Genomic DNA, 19,855 nt, shown 5'->3' with positions numbered 1-19,855 from the left:
CTTAGCCTATGGTTTGATATTGTAATTTCTCTAATACTTTTTTATACTCTCTCGGGAATACTTTCACAAACTGGGTTGATGCTTCATTCCAGTTGTTTAGTATCTTTTGCGCCAGCTTGCTGCCGGTTAAGGTGATGTGTTTACGCAGCAGGGTGAGGATCTGCTCTTCGTCTTGTACGCTTAGCGGGTCAAGGTCAACCATTTCGGTATTGCAATTTTCTGCAAAAGTACCTTCAGGGTTATAAACCCAGGCTATACCGCCGCTCATACCGGCTGCAAAGTTGCGGCCTGTTTTACCAAGAATCAATGCACGGCCACCGGTCATGTACTCGCAACCGTGGTCGCCAATACCTTCAACAACCGTGGTGGCACCTGAGTTACGTACCGCGAAACGTTCACCGGCCATACCGCCTACAAACAACTCGCCAGATGTAGCGCCGTAAAGGGCCACGTTACCGATGATGATGTTATCTTCAGGTACAAATGTTGCATTAGCTGCCGGATAAACGGCTATCTGAGCGCCCGAAAGACCTTTACCTACATAGTCGTTAGCTTCGCCTTCCAGCTCGAAAGAAACACCTTTAGTGGTGAAAGCAGCAAAGCTTTGACCAGCCGAACCTTTAAATTTGAAGTTAACGGTATTATCTGGCAGACCAGCCGAACCATAAACTTTAGAGATCTCGTTAGATAACAAGGTACCGATGGTACGGTCAACGTTGATCACATCAAATGAGGCAAATACCGGGGTTTTATCTTCAATAGCAGGCTTCGCAGCTTCCCATAGTTTCCAGTCGAGGATATTGGCCATGCCATGATCCTGTGATTCGCTGTTGTAAAGCGTCATGCCTTTAGTATTGGTAACCGGGTGCAGGATGCCGCTCAAGTCAATCTTTTTGGCTTTCCAGCTTTGCAGGTTATCTTTCACTTTCAGGAACTGTACGCGGCCAACCATTTCATGAATAGTACGGAAACCAAGCTCGGCCATGATCTCACGCAACTCTTCGGCCATAAAGCGGAACAGGTTAACGATATGCTCAGGTTTGCCCGAGAATAATTTACGTAATTCAGGATCTTGAGTAGCCACACCTACAGGGCAGGTGTTCAGATGGCATTTACGCATCATGATACAACCGCCGGCAACAAGGGCAGCAGTAGCCACACCCCATTCTTCGGCGCCCATCAGGGCTGCGATTGCCAAATCGCGACCAGTTTTCAGTTGACCGTCTGTTTGTAGTACCACACGGCTGCGCAGTTTATTACGTACCAGTGTTTGGTGAGCTTCGGTTAAACCAAGCTCCCATGGTAAACCAGCATGTTTGATAGAGCTTATTGGCGATGCACCAGTACCACCGTCATAACCTGCAATCAGGATTACGTCTGCGTGTGCTTTGGCAACACCGGCTGCAATAGTACCTACACCTGCTTTTGATACCAATTTAACGTTGATACGGGCTGCACGGTTAGCATTTTTAAGATCGAAGATAAGCTGTGCCAAATCTTCGATAGAGTAAATATCGTGGTGCGGCGGAGGAGAGATCAAACCTACACCCGGAGTAGAGTGACGGGTTTTAGCGATCCAGTCGTCAACCTTGTGGCCCGGCAGCTGACCGCCTTCACCTGGTTTTGCACCCTGTGCCATTTTAATCTGCAACTCATCGGCGTTGGTAAGGTAGTTTGAAGTTACCCCAAAACGGCCCGATGCTACCTGTTTAATGGCAGAACGTAACGAATCGCCGTTTGGCAATTTGTCGTAACGCATCTCGTCTTCGCCACCTTCACCAGTATTACTTTTACCGCCAATACGGTTCATGGCAATAGCCATGGTGCTGTGCGCCTCGTGTGAGATAGAGCCGAATGACATGGCGCCTGTAGCAAAACGCTTCATGATGCTTTCTGCAGGTTCAACCTCATCAATGCTGATCGATTCGCGGTGGTGGGCAAAATCAAGTAAACCACGGATGGTGAAGTGTTTTTCAGTTTGCTCGTTTACTGCCTTAGCATAGTTTTTATATACCTCGTAGCTATTAGTACGTGTGGCGTGCTGTAACAGGTGAACGGTAGTAGGATTAAACAAATGGGCTTCGCCTCGGCGTTTCCACTGGTAGATACCACCTTCAGGTAACAGGTTGTCAGCTCCTTTAGCTTCAAAGCCCATTTTGTGTTTGCAAAGTGCTTCACGGGCAATTTCATCGAGGCCTAAACCGCCTATGCGGGTAACTGCACCGTGGAAGTATTTGTCAACAACGGTTTTGTTTAAACCAAGGATCTCGAATACCTGTGCGCCATGGTATGACTGTAAGGTTGAGATCCCCATTTTCGAGAAGATCTTCAACAAGCCATCGTTAATAGATTTAACGTAGTTATTCCGCAGCTTTTTGATATCGTAGCTGGTTTCAAGGCTGCCATTATCTTTAAGGGTTTCAATAGTTGAAAGCGCCAGGTACGGGTTGATAGCTGTAGCACCAAAGGCCAGTAAGCAAGCAAAGTGGTGTACTTCCCAGGCATCGCCGGTTTCAACAACCAGGCCAACAGCGCCACGGCGACCTTTGCGGATCAAATGGTGGTGTACTGCTGATACAGCCAGCAGGGTAGGGATAGGGGCATGCTCAGAATCAACCGCACGATCCGAAAGGATCAATACCTCAAAGCCGTCATCAACAGCATCCTCGGCGTAGCGGCAAAGGCGTGCAATGCCTTTTTCCAGTGAACCCGGCAGGCCATCAGCCTTAAAGTATGTTTGCAGTGTTTTAGCGTGGAACAGGCCGGTATCGATACTGCGCAGTTTTTCTAACTGATGGTTTTTCAATATCGGGTGTTTCAATACCACGCAATGACAATGCATTTTATCCTCATCAAGCAGGTTGCCATTGTTGCCAATAAAGGTAGCAAGGCTCATCACCAAACGCTCACGGATCGGGTCGATTGGCGGATTGGTTACCTGCGCGAAGAACTGTTTGAAATAGCTTGACAGGTGCTGAGGTTTGTCCGAAAGGATAGCCAAAGGCACATCGGTACCCATTGAGCCTACCGGCTCTTTGCCATCTAATGCCATTGGTTTAATGATGGTGTCAATATCCTCACGGCTGTAGCCAAATACCTGCTGGTAACGGTAAACAGAAGCTTCAGACAGGCTGGCGAAAGCCAAACGCGGTTCTGAAAGCTCGCTCAGGTTAATTTTATAGTTTTCTAACCAGCGGCCATATGGCTGCTGTGAAGCAACTTGTTTCTTGATCTCCTCATCTGTAATGATACGGCCTTTTTCAGTGTCGATCAATAACATTTTACCGGGCTGTAAACGGCCTTTGCGTAAAACAGTGCTTTCGTCGATAGCTAAAGTACCTGCTTCAGAAGCGGCTATTACACGACCATCGTTGGTTACCACGAAGCGCAGTGGGCGCAAACCATTGCGGTCAAGCAGGGCTCCTACCAGTTTACCATCGGTAAAGGTAATTGCGGCAGGTCCATCCCATGGCTCCATTAGTGTAGCGTGGAACTCATAGAAGGCTTTTTTAAGCGGATCCATGGCTTCGTTGCCATCCCATGCTTCAGGCACCAGCATCATCATCACATGGGGCAATGAACGGCCGGAGTGCAACAATATTTCAATGATATTATCCAGACAGGCAGAATCCGACTGGTTGTTATCAATCACCGGCAACAACATATCCATTTCTTCGGCAGTAAAGTACGACGAAGCGTATGATTTCAGGCCGGCATAAAACCAGTTTAAGTTACCTGTAAGGGTATTGATCTCGCCGTTATGCGCAATTAAGCGGAATGGTTGGGCCAGTTTCCATGAAGGGAAAGTATTGGTAGAGAAACGCGAGTGGATCATGGCAAAGCCCGATGCAATACGCGGATCAGAAAGATCAGTATAGTATTTACGCAGTTGGTAGGTAGTAAGCTGCCCTTTGTAAATAATTGTTTTACAGCTTAACGATGTAAAATAAAAATTATCAGAAGCGCCGGCTACCGTTTCAGTAATGGTTTTGTTGATATACCTTCTGAGCACGAATAATTTGCGTTCAAAATCATCGGCGTTGGTAATATGATGTGGGCGGGCAATATAAATTTGCTCAATATCAGGCTCGGCCTGGCGGGCTGTTTCACCAATAACTGATGAATCAACGGTAAGCTTACGCTCGCCCAGCTTATGTAAACCTAATTTTTCAATAGCATTGTTAATAATGGTACGGCAGGCCTTTTTCTGGGCCGAATCTTTAGGTAAAAATATCATACCTACACCATACTCGCCGGGTTCCGGCAGGCTGATCTCGAGGTTTGAGCATTCTTCCATTAAAAACTCATGGGGCAATTGTATTAAAATTCCCGCACCGTCCCCGCTCTCGGGGTCGCATCCGCACGCACCGCGGTGTTCCATGTTTTCAAGCATGGTTAACGCGTTATCAATAATTTGGTTGGTTTTATGACCGTTGATATTGGTTATAAATCCCGTTCCGCACGAATCGTGTTCAAATTCCGGTCTGTAAAGACCCTGGTGGCTATCAGTTTGATCCATTGTTTAAATTAAACCGTTTACAATTTTATAAGGGGTGTAACCACGAAGTTACCAAAACTCAAATAAATTATAAAATTTACGGTAATTTTTAAAGATTTCTAAAAAATCAATTATTTAAATCATAATTATTTAACATTATCTCAACAAAAAGAGATAAATATTATGATGTACAAAATGAAAGTACGAAAAAAATTATTTAGAATCAATATAAAGTTATACCAAACTTGTGCAATACATTTATTAAAGCTGACTTTTTAGCTATAGCCAAATTAAATTTTGTGATGTTTCCCTATGTGATTAGTAGGATTTGGGAAGTTAGTTCATAGTTGATGGTTCATAGATCATGATTGAAAGTTGGATTAATTGAGGAAGATAGGAGAAGTTTCGGGATACCGGAGGCACATAATATCTTTGCAGGGTAAACGAAGGAATAGTTTAATTCGGGTTCAGACAAAAAAACGGCTAACCGCCTACTTTAAGCTGCCAACTGAATGGGCGTTGCCTGCGGCGGGCTATCCGCTTATACTACACAGGATTAGCCACGGGCCGGTATCCGCTCCTATTATTCCTAATGCACGATTCGCTTCAAATTATTGATCGGTCCTATGAACCATCAACTATGATCCATGAACCATAGTTATAAACTATCTGTAAGTACACAAATATGAACTCTGTATTTCTGTTTTTACTTTAAATGATGTATTGGCTTCAACCTCAAATACTTGACCGTTGGTAAAAGTTTGCCATTGGCTTTGGCCTGGTAATAAAGCTTCAAGGCTGCCTTCAATTACGGTCATGGTTTCGTGACTTGATGTGCCAAATTCATATTCGCCGGGTTCAATAACGCCGATGGTTGAGCGCCCTTGCGGAGTGGTGTATGCCAGTGATTTTACGGCACCTTCAAAATATTCGTTTACGTTGATCATGTTTAAAAATTTCGGCCTAATATGGTTAAATAAAATGAATTGTATTATAATTGGGGCTTAACTATTAAAAGCCGCCGTGCCGGCGAATGTTAAAATATGTGAAAAAAGTAATTTCGGTTGTGATTATTACTTCTTAAACATCGTTATTTGCATAAAATTTATATATGAGGAAAATCCAACTATTAATGCTGTTCGTTTTATCAGCTATAATATTCCAGGGCTGTAAAAAGGACGTTGTTACTTCTGCTTCCACTACTTCTGACCAAATACTTGCCGCAACTATAAATGGTACATCATGGATCCCTGATGATGTTACCGCTACTATAAATTATGATGCTACTGCTAAAATAAAATCATTTAATGTAGTTGGTACTGCTGACCTGAAAAGAGTAAAATGGACGATTACTTTAAGTGATGCTAATGCTACCAATGTCAATACTTTTCCGGTGGCTACTTATAAGGTTGACGCTACCAACAGGGTAAATATGGCTTACTTCACATCAACAGGCGGTACATCCTATAATCAGGTGGGGGTGGTTGAGCCAGGTTCGGGTTCTATCATAATTACCTCTATAGATCCATCAAAAAATGTGATAACCGGTACCTATAGCATGACCACGAAAAAAGTAAACTATAATGATGATGGTACCATTGCCTCTATTGAAACGTCGCAGATATTAGGTGGTACATTCACTAATCTGCCTTATACCTTTACCCAGGTCAGTAATTAAATAAATTAGAAAATATAACATGAACGCCTCGGGTTGCAATATCCCGGGGCGTTCTTTTTTAAACCGATCCGTAATTATTGGCCAGGACTTGGCCTGGTTGGGCTCGACGGATTAGGTGTCGGGCTTGGTGTTGTCGGGCTTGGCGTATTTGGTATAGGGCTTGGGTTAGGGGTGTTTGGCTGCGGCGCCGGATTAGGGGTATTAGGTGTTGGTGAAGGGTTTGGTGTTGGCGTTGGCGCAGGAGTTGGTACCCGATTTGGATCAGTAGGCGTTGGTGTCGGCGTTGGTGTTGGACTTGGCACAGGATCTGTTGGTTTTGGTGTGGGTACCGGAGTTTTTGGTTTCTTTTTATTTTTATCTGGCACAGTATCAGTAGTCAATGTGTACTTTGTTACTGATACACCGGTATTTTGACCTTGGTGTCCGTTAGCTAATGCCAAAGAGCCGGCTAATGACAGGGCGATAGCTGCGGCTGTTATTCTTAAATTTTTCATATTTTTTTCTTTTTATTTATGAAAAGTTAACTATTAAGATAACTTAACGAGAAAGGAATAGTTTTTGAAATTTGAAATGAATCCAAGTCCAGTGCATTAACCACACCTATTGAAGCAAATGCCCTGGTAATGCAACGAATTATAACAGCGTTTGCATTGTTGATGAGTGGCCGGTTTAAATATTGAGCACCTATATTTGCCTGTAACCTGCATATGCAAACATTACCCTATGACTGAACTTGAAAAAATGATATCCGGCGAACTGTATAATGCCGGAGATGCCGAACTTGTTGCCGCCCGTTCAAAGGCCCGGCAATTGTTTACACAATACAATGCCGCAAGCTATGATGATAAAGAAACCAAAACCGCCCTGTTAAAACAACTGCTGGGAAGCTTTAAAGGCAATATTGATATTCAATCGCCTTTTTACTGCGACTATGGCTTTAATATAATAGCCGGGGATAATCTGTTTCTGAATTTTAACTGCATTATATTGGATTGTGCCCGTGTTACCTTTGGCGATAACGTGTTCCTGGCGCCCAATGTGCAGCTCTATACAGCCTATCACCCGGTAATAGCTGCCGAACGGATCAAAGGCCCCGAATATGCGGCACCTATTACTATTGGCAATAACGTGTGGCTGGGTGGTGGTGTAATTGTTTGTCCCGGAGTCACCATAGGTGATAATACGACAATAGGTGCAGGAAGTGTGGTGACCAAAAGTATTCCGGCAAATATAGTTGCTGCAGGAAATCCATGCCGGGTGATCAGGGAATTGTGATTTCATTATAATTTCGGATTTCGGAATTTCGATTTCGGATTTGGGGACTTTGGGAGCAAGCTATTTTAGACATATGTGAAGGAACTGAAGAAACTTCTTTTATGCTTAGCCCCTTTACTTGAAATTACCGAGCTTGACATTGTGAAAGTATTCAAGCTGATAACACCGGTAACGGCTTTGTGCTGTCTTTTAATAATTTCAGTTCGGCAACAATGATAAAGCTTACAATTACCAGGAAGGCCCAGGAGCTTATTTTCTGATAATTTACTACTGTCCAGGCATGGTGCTGGTATGCATAGCGCCAGGCCCCAAGCCGGGTAGCTATATTTTCGGCAAGCCAGATGAAAAAGCCTATAAGCATAAATGATAATATTGTTAGCATGCGATAAACTTTTCCCTGTAAATGAAAAACTACTACTGACCGCCTGAAAAAATAAATGATCAGAACGCCTATGCCATAGCGGATATCGGGCATAAAATGATTGCTAAAAAAATTAAAGTATATCAAAATACCTATAGTGCGGGCAATGTAGCGGGTAGGCCAGTTTTGTATTTGCAGGTTAAGCCTTCGCCAAGCCTGGCACATATAGCTGGCAACGCTGGCATACATAAAGCCGCTATATAGCGGAACGCCGCCTATTTTCAGATAAGCAAACTCAGGATAAGCCCATGAACCGTAGTGAACTTTAAAAAGCTCCATCAACAGGCCCAGCAGGTGAAATATGCAAATTACCAGTGCTTCATCCTTAGTTTCAATCCCGGTATAATATAAAGCCGCCTGGATAAGCAGGCAAGCTATCAGCATAAAGTCATAACGGGGCAAAATGCCTGCAAACAAATGCGAAAGTGCCAGCATGGCAAATACCAGAACCGGGAACAGGCAAGAGAGCGCCTGCTGCTGCACAAAGATCCCGAAATGTTTAATAGCTGTTTTCATGGATTAATTTAAAGCATATGCCTGGTCCATTCCCTGGATCTGGATTTTGTATTGCACCGGCAGGAGAGCATCCCTTAAAAACTTTCCGGGTTTAAGGTTTTTTATTGCCTTATATACCTTTAGTACAGGCCAAAGCCAGGCTATTTTACCCAGCGGCAGTTGTTGGCTAACCTGTGTGGGCACGGTTAGCAACTGTGCCTGCTTCAGAATCTGATACCTGGCAAAACCAAGATGTTTTTTATACTGATGATATAAATCGGCAGTGAAGGCGCTGTTAATTAAATTGTGTTCAAGGTGTTCTTTGCGCATTTGAAGATAGTGTTGATAATCTGATGGTATCCCTGTTAGCCGCATTCGTTCGCCAACCCGGTTAAATACGTTAAACACTTCGGCTTTTTCGGCTGCGCTAAGAGGCTTTTCCAGTAATTCATATGAACGGATGGACAGATCGATCAACAGGAACAGCACATCACGATAAGCCCAGTCGGGTATTTGGGAACCACGGGCGGTTTCAACACCTTTATGAATGGCATTTATTTTATCAATAGCCTTTAAAGCTTCATCGCGTTCCGAAAAAATGATTTGCCGCGAATAGGCTACGGTGCTAAACAGGCGTGCTAAAGGATCGGCAGGAAGTTTGCCCGTGAAATAAAGCCAGTCGACAGCCTTATTTAAAGCAAACTCGGCTGCGGCCCCGGCGAAAATGAACAGGATGGTATCTGCCTTGCCCCAGATCCTGCGCACTATCGAATGTTCATCTACAAAAAGGTTCATGTTATATGTTTTTTGTTGCTATTACTTTATTTTATAAAAGTACTTTGTATTTCAAAGTTATTAAAATGATTTGAGTTTGCAATAGGAAGCAGGTGATTTATTTAGAGTGGTGGAAGGTTGGTATCAGATTCAGTTACTAATTGATTGCTAATTTTTATGGCTTTTTAATTATTTAAAATTTTTTTGCTAATTTTTATAGTTTTAGAATTACTGTTGGTATACTTGTATTTTAATAAGGAATATATTTGGAGCAGGCTTATGGTAAATGCAGTTTTTGAATTTGAATTTAATAATCAGGTTGTTGAGTTTGATATCAGCGATAAGGATTTAATGATCAATGCCACAGAAATGGGCAAGATCTTTGGGAAAAACCCAACAGAATTTTTAAAGCTGAAACAAACTAAAGATTTTATTGACGAATTGAAAAGCATGCCCTTGCCTTTTAATGAATCGAATTTTGAAGGGAACAGCACAAAGAATTCTGCTGATCTGGAAGCAATGATATTTGTGAACAAACTGGATGGACTATGGATGTGCGAAATTTTAGCGTTGAAATTTGCCGGCTGGCTTAACCCTAAGTTTGAAGTGTGGGTGTATAGCACCATCCGGGAATTTTTGCCCAACTTAAGGGATAACAACGAGGCCTATAAGCAAATTGTAAAGTTTGAAGATCAGTTGGATAAACTGGTGAAGAAACTACAGGGCAATGCCGATTTTCAGGCCTATATGCAATTACAGGAAAAATTGAAAAAGCTGCCTTACCGGATCAAACGAAATAACCAGGCCACTTTAAGGCAATACAGGCAATTGAAAGCTATTTGAATATATTGTTTATAAAAGAGGGGATCAGCTTTCCAAGGACTCGTTTTCCGCTCTTAAAAATATTTAGCGCTCCAGTTTGCCAACCTAATGTCATTAAATCACCGTTGATTTAGTATTAAATAATTGTAATCCAATTTTCTTTACTTTCGCTTTTTATTAGCTCCCGGGGAAATTAGGATTTGATCAATCCCTGCCGGTCAAACCTTTGGGGAAACTAAAGCAACGTGTTTTTCATGGAAAGTAAATTGAGGTTGGCCGAATATAAAGTACTTTTATACAGGCTGTTTTTGGGGTATTTGTTTTATTTTATTGCAAGGGTATTGTTCTTTGCATTCAATACGCACCTGTTCGCTGTTGATAGCTTTTGGGCGCTGCTCAAATTGTGCTATTACGGTATGGCCTTTGATACAACGGCTTTACTGTACATCAACAGCCTGTTTATCCTGCTCAGCGTTTTGCCCTTAACTGTAAATACCCGGCCGGCTTTTCAAAAAGGTATGGCTATCCTGTACTTTGTTACCAATTTGCTTGCTTACGCCACCAACTTTGTTGATATCATTTACTATCGCTTTAGCCAGGTGCGTTCAACCAAGGCAACACTTGACGTATTGGCCGATGAAAATAACAAGAAACTGTTATTTACCCATTTTTCGGAAGCTTACTGGTATGTGATCATCATATTTATATTATGTTCTGTTTGCTGGGTTTGGCTGTACAAACAGGTGAAGTTAAAACCCGCTGCGGTAACGGATAAGAAAGTGTATTTTCTGTCGTCGATAGTTTCCTTCCTGTTGATCCTTACCCTGGTTATTGGTGGTATCAGGGGCGATTTTGCACATAGCACACGGCCTATCAACATGGTTGATGCATATAAACACATCACTGTTCCCAACCAGGGCGATATTGTGCTGAACACCCCTTTTGCTGTATTCCGCACACTGGGAACCAATAACTACAAGCTTCAACACTGGGTAGACGAAGCATACATCAGCAGGAATATCAAACCCGTAAAAAAATACAATACCAAACCGGCTGCTAAACCCAACGTAGTTATCATTATACTGGAGAGCATGGCCCGCGAGTATTGGGGCAGCATGAACCGCGATGTTAATATACCAGGCTTTAAATCATATACGCCGTTTTTGGATTCACTATCAAACGGCAGTCTTATTTTTACCAATGCTTACGCTACAGGACGGCAATCCATTCATGCTGTATCATCGGTAATAGCGGGGATCCCATCTTTTCAGAATGCTTTTACATCATCGCCTTATGCTAAGCAGAATATCCAGTCGGTGGTATCAGTTTGTGACAGTATGGGATATCAAACCTCGTTCTTCCATGGGGCAGCCAATGGGTCGATGGGGTTTCAGGGTTTTGGCAGTATTTTGGGGTACAAAAATTATTATGGCCGTACCGAATATAACGACGATAAAGATTTTGACGGCATCTGGGGCATTTGGGACGAGCATTTTTTCCAGTTTATGGGGCGTACGCTAAGCACACAGAAACAGCCCTTTATGGCTACGCTGTTCACACTGTCATCGCATGATCCGTATCAACTGCCCGAAAAGTATAAAGCCAGGTTTAAGGGCGGTCCGCTGGCTATTGATAAATGCGTTCAGTATACAGATAATTCCTTGCGGATCTTTTTCAACTACGCTAAAACACAGCCCTGGTTTAACAACACCATTTTTGTGATCACAGCCGATCATACCAGCCAAACTTATTATCCCGAATACAGCAAACAGGTTAACCGTTTCGCAGTGCCAATTCTGTTTTACAGTGCCAACAGCGCTTATAATCTGAAAGGTGTACGCACCGACCTGGCATCGCAAATGGATATTTACCCAACATTGGTCGATTTAGTCGGTTATAACAAACCCTTCAGGTCATGGGGCAGGAGTTTGGTGAGCAACCTGCCCGATGAGCAGCCCAGGGTTATCAACTCAACAGGTAACATATACCAGTTTATGCAGGGTAATTATACCTACCTGTTTGATGGTAAAAACTTCACCGGCATTTTTGCTGTGAGTGACAAGGGGCTGGAGAAAAATCTGATGACCGCGCAACCCAATGCCGAAATGCAAAAAGGCATGCAGGATTGTAAAGCCTTGATACAGGATTATGCAGACAGGATTGTGAACGGGAAGTTGGTGGCGAAGTAGGGTTTCGGTAGAAACGGATACGCCTAATCAGTGTGGAAGATACACTTATTTCTACATATCCACACTACCCCAACTTTTCAACAATACCCTAAAACCCCCGCTAATGCATTAACTTTACCCGATTAACAGAAGGAGTAACCGCTTGGCTAAAGATACTACCAAAGAAACCCCCTTAATGCAGCAATATAATGCTATCAAAGTGAAGTACCCCGGTGCTTTGCTGCTGTTTAGGGTGGGCGATTTTTATGAAACATTTGGCGAAGACGCCGTAAAGGCTGCCGGTATTTTAGGCATCGTACTAACCCGCCGGGCAAACGGCGCCGCTACACATATTGAGCTTGCCGGTTTTCCGCACCATTCGCTGGATACTTACCTGCCTAAGTTGGTACGCGCAGGGCAGCGTGTAGCCATCTGCGATCAGCTGGAAGATCCGAAAACTACAAAAAACATCGTTAAACGCGGTGTAACCGAACTGGTTACCCCCGGCGTAGCCACTAACGATAACATCCTTCAGCAAAAAAGCAATAATTACCTGGCCTCGCTGCACTTTGAAAAAAATACGATAGGTATTGCCCTGATAGATATCTCTACCGGTGAGTTCATGACCGCCCAGGGTAACAGCGATTATATTGATAAGCTGCTGCAAAGTTTTTCGCCCAGCGAAGTGATCTATCCCAAAAGCCGTACACGCGATTTTAAAGACACTTATGGCGACCGCTTTTACACCTATGCGCTTGACGAATGGCCCTACAGCGGCGATTACGCCACTGAAACGTTGCTTAAGCACTTCGGTGTAAAATCGCTCAAAGGCTTTGGTATTGATAAACTGAATTTAGGCATCATCGCTGCCGGCGTGGCTATTCATTATTTGAATGAAACCGAACACCGCAACCTGGGCCACATTTCAGCCATCAGCAGGATAGAGGAAGATAGGTACCTTTGGCTCGACAGGTTCAGCATCCGCAACCTGGAGCTGGTTGGCTCGGCTAACGAAAACGCCATGACGCTGGTTGATGTACTTGATCATACTTGTTCGCCCATGGGCGCGCGTTTATTGCGCCGCTGGATTGTAATGCCGTTGAAGCAGATCAAAGCTATCAATGATCGTTTAGGTGTGGTTGAATACCTGATAGAAAACGAAGAACTAAGGGAAGAGCTGCTACAATACCTGCGCCAGATAGGCGACCTGGAAAGGCTCATCTCAAAAATTGGCCTCCAAAAAGCCAACCCGCGCGAGGTTTGCCAGTTAAGAAAAGCACTTACTGCCATAGCACAAATTAAGCGGATTGCCGAATCATCACAAAGTGCCCCGCTGCGTGCCATTGGCGAGCAGCTTAACCCCTGCGCTTTGATCTGTGAAAAGATAGAACGGGAATTGAACCCCGAGCCGCCGGTGATGCTGGTAAAAGGCTCTGTAATGAACGAGGGGATTAATGAGGAGCTTGACAGGCTGCGTAAGATCGCCTTCGGTGGTAAAGGCTACCTGCTGGAGATTCAGAAGCGCGAAGCTGAATTAACGGGGATCCCATCGCTTAAAGTATCGTTCAATAACGTATTTGGTTACTACCTGGAGGTTACCCATGCCCACAGGGATAAAGTACCAACCGAATGGATCCGCAAGCAAACGCTGGTTAATGCCGAGCGGTACATTACGCCCGAGCTTAAAGAATATGAAGAACAGATTTTAGGTGCCGAAGAAAAGATCCTGGCGCTTGAAACACAATTATATAATGACCTGCTGTATTCACTGGCCGAATATATCAAGCCAATCCAGTTGAATGCCCAACTGATAGCCCGTTTGGATGTGCTGCTCAACTTTGCAACCATCTCCATTAAAAACTACTACGTTAAGCCCGAAATTAATGAAACTAAGGTACTTGACATTAAGGGCGGTCGCCACCCTGTTATTGAAAAGAACCTGCCAATAGGCGAGGAGTACATCACCAACAGCGTTTATCTCGATTCGGAAACCCAGCAGATCATCATTATTACCGGCCCTAATATGGCAGGAAAGTCGGCTTTATTAAGGCAAACAGGCTTGATAGTACTGATGGCTCAAATGGGTTGTTTTGTGCCGGCTAAAGCTGCGTCAATAGGCCTGGTTGATAAGATCTTTACAAGGGTGGGAGCTTCGGATAACCTTTCATCCGGCGAATCAACCTTTATGGTAGAGATGAATGAAACGGCAAGCATCCTCAATAACCTGAGCGACAGGAGCCTGATCCTGCTGGATGAGATCGGTCGTGGTACATCAACCTATGATGGGATTTCCATTGCGTGGTCGATTGCCGAATACCTGCATAACCATCCAACGGCAAGGGCTAAAACCTTATTTGCTACACATTATCATGAGCTTAATGAATTAAGCAACTCATTTAACCGGGTTAAAAACTTTAACGTATCGGTAAAAGAAGTGGGCCAGCAGATCATATTTTTACGCAAACTGGTACCGGGTGGCAGCGAACACAGCTTCGGGATCCACGTAGCTAAACTGGCTGGGATGCCCTCAAAAGTGTTAAGCCGCGCCAATGAGATCCTAAAGAAATTGGAAAACGAACGTACCGGCGGCGAACATATTAAAGAAAGTATCCGTAAGGTGCAGAAACAAGCTGTACAAATGCAGATGTTTTCGATAGATGACCCGGTACTGGTGAAGATCCGTGATACGCTGAACAACCTTGATGTAAATACCCTAACCCCGGTTGAGGCACTCATGAAACTGGATGAAATTCAAAGGGTGGTGAAGAGTTGATTTTCGAGGTTCGAAAGTCCGATGTCCGAAAGTCGGCGAGTCAGAAAGGTCGAAGTTTGTAAAGGTTTTAATTTAAAGAAATTAACTTCCGGACTTTCGGACATCGGACTTGCACACTTCTTTCACCCATGTTAATATGTTAAAAACATCCGCATCCTCTCAATAAACATTAAAGTTAATTTTACTTTATGAGCATATACCTGCGTCGTAGTTTTTATTTGTTTATACTTTTCCTTTCCCCATTTATATTAAGTTCATGTCACTCGCGCAAGGCCGCTATGCGCGGCCAGCCGGGTGAGGTGGTTAATCCCTCGCCTGATATCGCTTCAAAATATTCCGAAATTATGGAGGTTGATAAGGGCAGTATTCAAAATGGTCGCCTTTACGCTTTTATTGATCAATGGATGGGAACACCCTATAAATTTGGTGGATTAGATAAAGACGGGATCGACTGTTCAGGGCTGACTTTTTTGCTGGAACAGCAGGTTTATGGTATTACCATTCCCCGCATGACCAGCAAGCAGATATCCGTCATAAAACGAAAATATGAAGACGAGCTAAAGGAAGGCGACCTGGTGTTTTTTGATTTCGACGGAAAGCAGTTTAGCCATGTGGGTGTTTACCTGCAAAATGGGTATGTTGTGCATGCCAGCTCGCGCCGTGGAGTGATCATCGTAAAACTGCGCGATCCATCATTATACAAGTACTTTTCGAGGGCAGGTTCTATTGAAAACGTACCTACAAGCATGAATTAAGTAACACAAATTTTAGAAGGATTTTTGCGAATTACACCAATATTAAGCTTAAATCGCATTCGTGTAATTCGTTAAAATTTGAGCCAATTGGTGTGTTTATTTTCAATAATTTTGCGCTGTTATGGCCGATAAAAAACAAGATTACTCATTCTGGACTAAGTACAAACGGTTCGCAGGCACCGAGATCATGCTTTATGTGATCATGGTGCTTGGTATTATCCTCGGTATCGTGATATTTAGTTACCTTTAACTAAGGTAACGTTATCATTATCTACATCCGCAATTGACTGGTAAAAATCAACAAGGTCCTGATAGGTGTCTTTACTATATGTACCATCTATGATCTGTAGCTTGCGACTGTATACCAACTTATCCCCATTTACAGTTGCACTTGATTCAAACTTTCCGAAAGGTTTTTCGATACTTACTTTTTTAGGGCGCATATCAACCTTGTATCCTGCGGGTAGGGTATAAGTGATCTCATCCTCATCGGTATATCCACGGTTAATGTAAACATCGTTATGTCGGTTACGGACCTCACGTAACGGCGAACTTACACGGTTGGCCGGATTGGCCAGAAAAATTATTTTTCCGTCAGATACCGAGCCATAGTCTGTAGCCGAAATTTTTAACGTTTCGGTGGTGTATGGTTGTTCAACTTTAAACTGCTTCAGATCTGCACTTTCAATATCAAGGTTATTAATGGGATAAATCTTCTTCAGATCTTTGATCTGTTCTGTTTTCGATTCATAGATCACATGGTCGCGATCTTCATAATTAGTGCCCTTGAAATTGGTAACCATTGTACCCGACAGGTTACCGTTGGCACTCAATGTAAAATTGGCTTTGCGCTGTTCGAGATTAGCCTGGGCCGTGTATTTTGGCGTACGCATTAATTTGCCGCCCTGTGGGGTACAGGCCAGTACGATCCTGTCGTCGGTGAAATCACCTAAAAAGCCAAAAGGTATGTTCTGACTGGTACATTCTAAAAAGGTGGTATCATTTTTAAAAGGCAGGCATAAAATAACATGATTGCCCTGGTCAATGCTTGCAAAGTCGGGCTGGAAATTTACCTTCGATGATCCTGCATACACCACGCAGTAATATGAATCGATGTCGACAGCCTTTAATAACGCCTGTGTGTAGTTAACGAGGGCTTTGCAATCACCATAATTTTGAGCGTCAACATCCGAAGCCAGGAAGGGTTGTAAGCCGCCTATCCCTACTTGGATGCTGATATAATGCGTTTTGCCCTGCATGTATTCATAAACCTTACGCGCTTTGGCTTTAGGATCGGTTATTGATGCTGTAAGCTCCTTCATGTTTGCCACAGTTTGAGGCGAAAGCTGTTGACGGCCTGCATTAAGCTTGTCATATTGCCATTGCCCAAGTTCTTTCCAGTTGGTAAATGAGCCACTGATACCACGGTAAATGAATTTTTCGGGCACTATTTCCAGGCCGGGCATTATTGATCGGTAAACAGGGCTATATGGCTCATGCTTTAAAGCTTTAAGGTTATTAGTTTGCCAGGTGTATGTTTGCATACCCTGTTTATTGGTACCAATTGTTGGTTTAACAGATAAATTGGTTTGTTTGTATTTGATCTTAAAATCGGGTTTGCAAATTAACGTATACGAGCTTTTTTCAACTGCTATACCATCCGAAGGTATCGGGTGCCAACTCTCAAGGTCAAGTGATTGTTTTGACTTTACATCATACTCATAACTTACGGTGTAAGGATAATCATTTACCCTGGGTTGATAATGTTTTATCTTTAGGTCGGTAAAAAGCGAAAAGCCATCGTGGTTGCTGTCATCATCAAAGTCGCTTTCTGAAAATTTACCTGTGGGCTTGCCCCATTGGTTGTAAATCATTCCTTTTATATCCTTAATATAACGACTTTTGTCATGCCATATCGCTATATCAACGTCATCGTCGCCATTTTTATTGAGTACGGTTATTACTTGTTTTACGTGACAAAGTGTGTTATCTAAGTCTTTAACCTCAACAGTAACTTCCTCATTACGCACTATTGAGCTGGCATAAGGCAAAAGGTCTTTTGAAATGAGCGATACGTCGTAGTTTTCCTGTGCTTTTACACAGGTTACCGCCAAAAAGATAAAAAGAGTAGTTAAAAATGCTTTCATTATTTTTTCCTGAAGATCATATCCCCTTTCTCCGTTAGAATGATCTTATTAAACAACTCCTTAAGATAAGGGTATTCGGCCGAATCATAAACCGACTTGTTAAACTGGGTAATGTTTGAAAAGGTAAAACTGTTATTGTCCTGGCTCTCAAACGTGGTAGCAAACATGCCGCCTTTGTTTGGTAATGAAAACGCCACTATCTGGGGCGGGGTTTCAATGATATATTGTGCAGGCAGGTGCATTACCAAAACCAGCCTCTTGTCTGAGGCAAAGGCCCAGTCTACCGGATAATCACGTTCGGCAAGTTTGAAGGGATTGGTAGTACGTTTTTCCCAAAAATAAGGGTTAAATGCAAGCTTATCATGATTGGTATTATCAAAAGCATCTATCTCCACTTCAAAGGTTTCACGTAGCGGGTTGTCAAGGCTGTCGAGATTTGCTATATCTGATTTAAATACTTTTAATTTAGGTTGTTTCTCATCAAAATCTTCAACGTATTCATCAACTGTATTAAACTTTTTAATGGCTTTGCGTTTTTCATAGGCATCATAACCTTTGTAGTAATTGGTTATAGTTCCTTTTAGCTTTCCATTATCAAGCAGTGTAAGATCGAACATCCGTGTGGTGGCCGCTTTTTGCTGAGTGCTTAACTCTATCCAGTATGATGGTTTATTAAGGCTAATCACTCTTCCCTTATCGTTTATACATTTAAGAGGGAGTAAACCGAAGGACAATAACGGATCGGTAGCATCGAGCAGGTAGGTTTGATCGCCAATAGTTAACCTGGCTATAACGTAGTTAAAGTCGCTAAGTACCGGGTAAAGGTTATTCACCATTCCATGGTCGCGGGTTGAAAGCAATACGGCATCGGCGTTAAGGCCAGCGGCGCTTAGCGCGGTAATAAGTGTCAGATTAATATCGGCGATACTGCCGGCATGTGTATCCAATGATTTTTTTACGCCATCGGTGCTGTAGATACCTATATAATCATTCCACTTTATTTGGCTTTTGATCCATGCATAAATAGCTTTTGCCTTGTCAAGGTCATTTGCCTTACCTGCAATTACCGGCCCAATGCGTTCTTTAAGTAAGCTGGTCCTTTTCATTTGAACGCCAAATTCATCGGATATCTTTAATTGATGGTCAACGTCGCCCCATTCTTTTGTCATAACAGTTTTGACGTTGTTATAAGGGTTGGTGTATTCAACAAGCTCAAAAAATATAGCTGATAAAAAGTTTTTACGGGCGGTCATATAATCTTCATCAACAAATGCAGGAATGTCCTTCATGTTGTAAGTAATATGTGAGCAATCGGCTTTTGCACCTCCCGATGAAAAGCATTCACGCTCAACTTCCGAACTACTTTTGGTTAATTTCAGCGCCCCGCGTAACGAAGCGTTGAATGTCCAAAAGCCCGGGATGTGTACTTCATACTGCGAATTTATTTTGGGGATATCGTCCTGAAATGCCCATTCCCGGAAATTGTCCCAATATGGTGAGATAAGTTCGTATTTAAATTCAATAACGCAGCCGGGCCGTAATGCCGGCAACGCAAACTTTACAGTGCTGCCATATTTATAATCTTTAGATGTAAATACCTTTTTGGAATCAAGTTCGGCCTTTTGAATAATACCGTTATCATCTTTATAATAAGTAAACCCGCTAACATTGTTAACTTCTTCTGCGGAGTTATCGCCATTGTGGATAGGTATAGCTATAGTACCGTGAGTTAATCCTTCCTTGGTGAAAATTTTAATTTTGGCATGATAGGTGTGAATGAGCCTGATATGGTCCATGTATTCATCTATACGAACACTGCCAAACTCGTTTAAAAAAACGGCGTTGGCCTGCGGATCTTTATCATATTTAACCATATCAATTTCCGGTCCTTCTATACCGGTTTCAAAGTCCTGGCCCGACGCGAGGTGTGATAAGGTAATGAAAATCAAAAGAATAAGAAGAAATCTGTTCATGCAAATTGTGATAATTAGGGATAATCAAATTAAATAATAAATTGGTATATTAAATAAATTAAAAAATTTATTCTGC

14 protein-coding genes are annotated in these 19,855 nt (G+C 42.8%); 8 read left to right on the top strand and 6 right to left on the bottom strand.

The features are described from left to right. Window position 1 precedes the first annotated feature (1 nt). Together gltB and ppnP are read right to left on the bottom strand one after the other, a co-directional pair. Window positions 2-4,519 carry a glutamate synthase large subunit gene (gene gltB, locus IEX80_RS09110; RefSeq protein WP_188832706.1) on the bottom strand — a complete coding sequence of 1,506 codons (4,518 nt, stop codon included), beginning with the start codon at window positions 4,517-4,519 and terminating at the stop codon, window positions 2-4. 644 nt (window positions 4,520-5,163) lie between these two features. Beyond that, complete coding sequence (gene ppnP / locus IEX80_RS09105; protein WP_090526637.1) at window positions 5,164-5,445, bottom strand: pyrimidine/purine nucleoside phosphorylase; 282 nt, start codon at window positions 5,443-5,445, stop codon at window positions 5,164-5,166. Between the two features lie 164 nt (window positions 5,446-5,609). On the opposite strand from ppnP, the gene IEX80_RS09100 reads away from it, so the two are divergent. The 3 genes from IEX80_RS09100 (at window position 5,610) to IEX80_RS09090 (ending at window position 7,451) form a co-directional block, all read left to right on the top strand. Continuing rightward, on the top strand, window positions 5,610-6,176 hold the full coding sequence (locus IEX80_RS09100) for a DUF6252 family protein (protein WP_188832705.1): 567 nt from the start codon (window positions 5,610-5,612) through the stop codon (window positions 6,174-6,176). Between the two features lie 33 nt (window positions 6,177-6,209). Further along, window positions 6,210-6,590 (top strand): hypothetical protein, encoded by a 381-nt coding sequence (locus IEX80_RS09095; protein ID WP_188832704.1) that lies wholly within the window; start codon window positions 6,210-6,212, stop codon window positions 6,588-6,590. Between the two features lie 309 nt (window positions 6,591-6,899). Then, a complete protein-coding gene (locus IEX80_RS09090) occupies window positions 6,900-7,451 on the top strand; it encodes a sugar O-acetyltransferase (RefSeq protein WP_090526642.1) in 552 nt (183 codons plus the stop codon). A gap of 151 nt (window positions 7,452-7,602) precedes the next feature. Here the strand turns inward: IEX80_RS09090 and IEX80_RS09085 are convergent, their stop codons facing one another. Both IEX80_RS09085 and IEX80_RS09080 read right to left on the bottom strand, forming a co-directional pair. Beyond that, the gene (locus tag IEX80_RS09085) at window positions 7,603-8,388 is read right to left on the bottom strand and encodes a DUF817 domain-containing protein (protein WP_188832703.1); all 786 of its coding nucleotides are present in this window, start codon (window positions 8,386-8,388) and stop codon (window positions 7,603-7,605) included. A 3-nt stretch (window positions 8,389-8,391) separates the two neighbouring features. Further along, window positions 8,392-9,162: an oxygenase MpaB family protein gene (locus tag IEX80_RS09080; protein ID WP_188832702.1), complete on the bottom strand. Its 771-nt coding sequence runs from the start codon at window positions 9,160-9,162 to the stop codon at window positions 8,392-8,394. Between the two features lie 258 nt (window positions 9,163-9,420). On the opposite strand from IEX80_RS09080, the gene IEX80_RS09075 reads away from it, so the two are divergent. The 5 genes from IEX80_RS09075 (at window position 9,421) to IEX80_RS27905 (ending at window position 15,909) form a co-directional block, all read left to right on the top strand. After that, window positions 9,421-9,984 carry a KilA-N domain-containing protein gene (locus tag IEX80_RS09075; protein ID WP_091162386.1) on the top strand — a complete coding sequence of 188 codons (564 nt, stop codon included), beginning with the start codon at window positions 9,421-9,423 and terminating at the stop codon, window positions 9,982-9,984. Between the two features lie 233 nt (window positions 9,985-10,217). Beyond that, entirely contained in the window at window positions 10,218-12,152 is a 1,935-nt protein-coding gene (locus tag IEX80_RS09070) for an LTA synthase family protein (RefSeq protein WP_188832701.1), read from the top strand. Window positions 12,153-12,294: 142 nt separating this feature from the next. Then, window positions 12,295-14,904, top strand: coding sequence for a DNA mismatch repair protein MutS (gene mutS, locus IEX80_RS09065; protein ID WP_229701570.1), 2,610 nt, complete (start codon window positions 12,295-12,297; stop codon window positions 14,902-14,904). A gap of 188 nt (window positions 14,905-15,092) precedes the next feature. Continuing rightward, window positions 15,093-15,659, top strand: a complete 567-nt coding sequence (locus IEX80_RS09060; protein ID WP_176844331.1) for a C40 family peptidase — start codon at window positions 15,093-15,095, stop codon at window positions 15,657-15,659. Window positions 15,660-15,780: 121 nt separating this feature from the next. Further along, on the top strand, window positions 15,781-15,909 hold the full coding sequence (locus IEX80_RS27905; RefSeq protein WP_255485375.1) for a hypothetical protein: 129 nt from the start codon (window positions 15,781-15,783) through the stop codon (window positions 15,907-15,909). Here the strand turns inward: IEX80_RS27905 and IEX80_RS09055 are convergent. Both IEX80_RS09055 and IEX80_RS09050 read right to left on the bottom strand, forming a co-directional pair. Further along, window positions 15,896-17,806 carry a DUF3858 domain-containing protein gene (locus IEX80_RS09055; RefSeq protein ID WP_188832700.1) on the bottom strand — a complete coding sequence of 637 codons (1,911 nt, stop codon included), beginning with the start codon at window positions 17,804-17,806 and terminating at the stop codon, window positions 15,896-15,898. The genes IEX80_RS27905 and IEX80_RS09055 overlap by 14 nt on opposite strands. Continuing rightward, window positions 17,806-19,779 (bottom strand): DUF3858 domain-containing protein, encoded by a 1,974-nt coding sequence (locus IEX80_RS09050; protein ID WP_188832699.1) that lies wholly within the window; start codon window positions 19,777-19,779, stop codon window positions 17,806-17,808. Before IEX80_RS09050 ends, IEX80_RS09055 begins: the two co-directional genes overlap by 1 nt. Window positions 19,780-19,855: the final 76 nt, after the last annotated feature.

The organism is Mucilaginibacter rubeus (genome assembly GCF_014643835.1).
Classification (GTDB): Bacteria; Bacteroidota; Bacteroidia; order Sphingobacteriales; family Sphingobacteriaceae; genus Mucilaginibacter; species Mucilaginibacter rubeus.
Note: the sequence above shows the minus strand (reverse complement) of the source record. Positions and strands in the feature narration are given on the sequence as shown.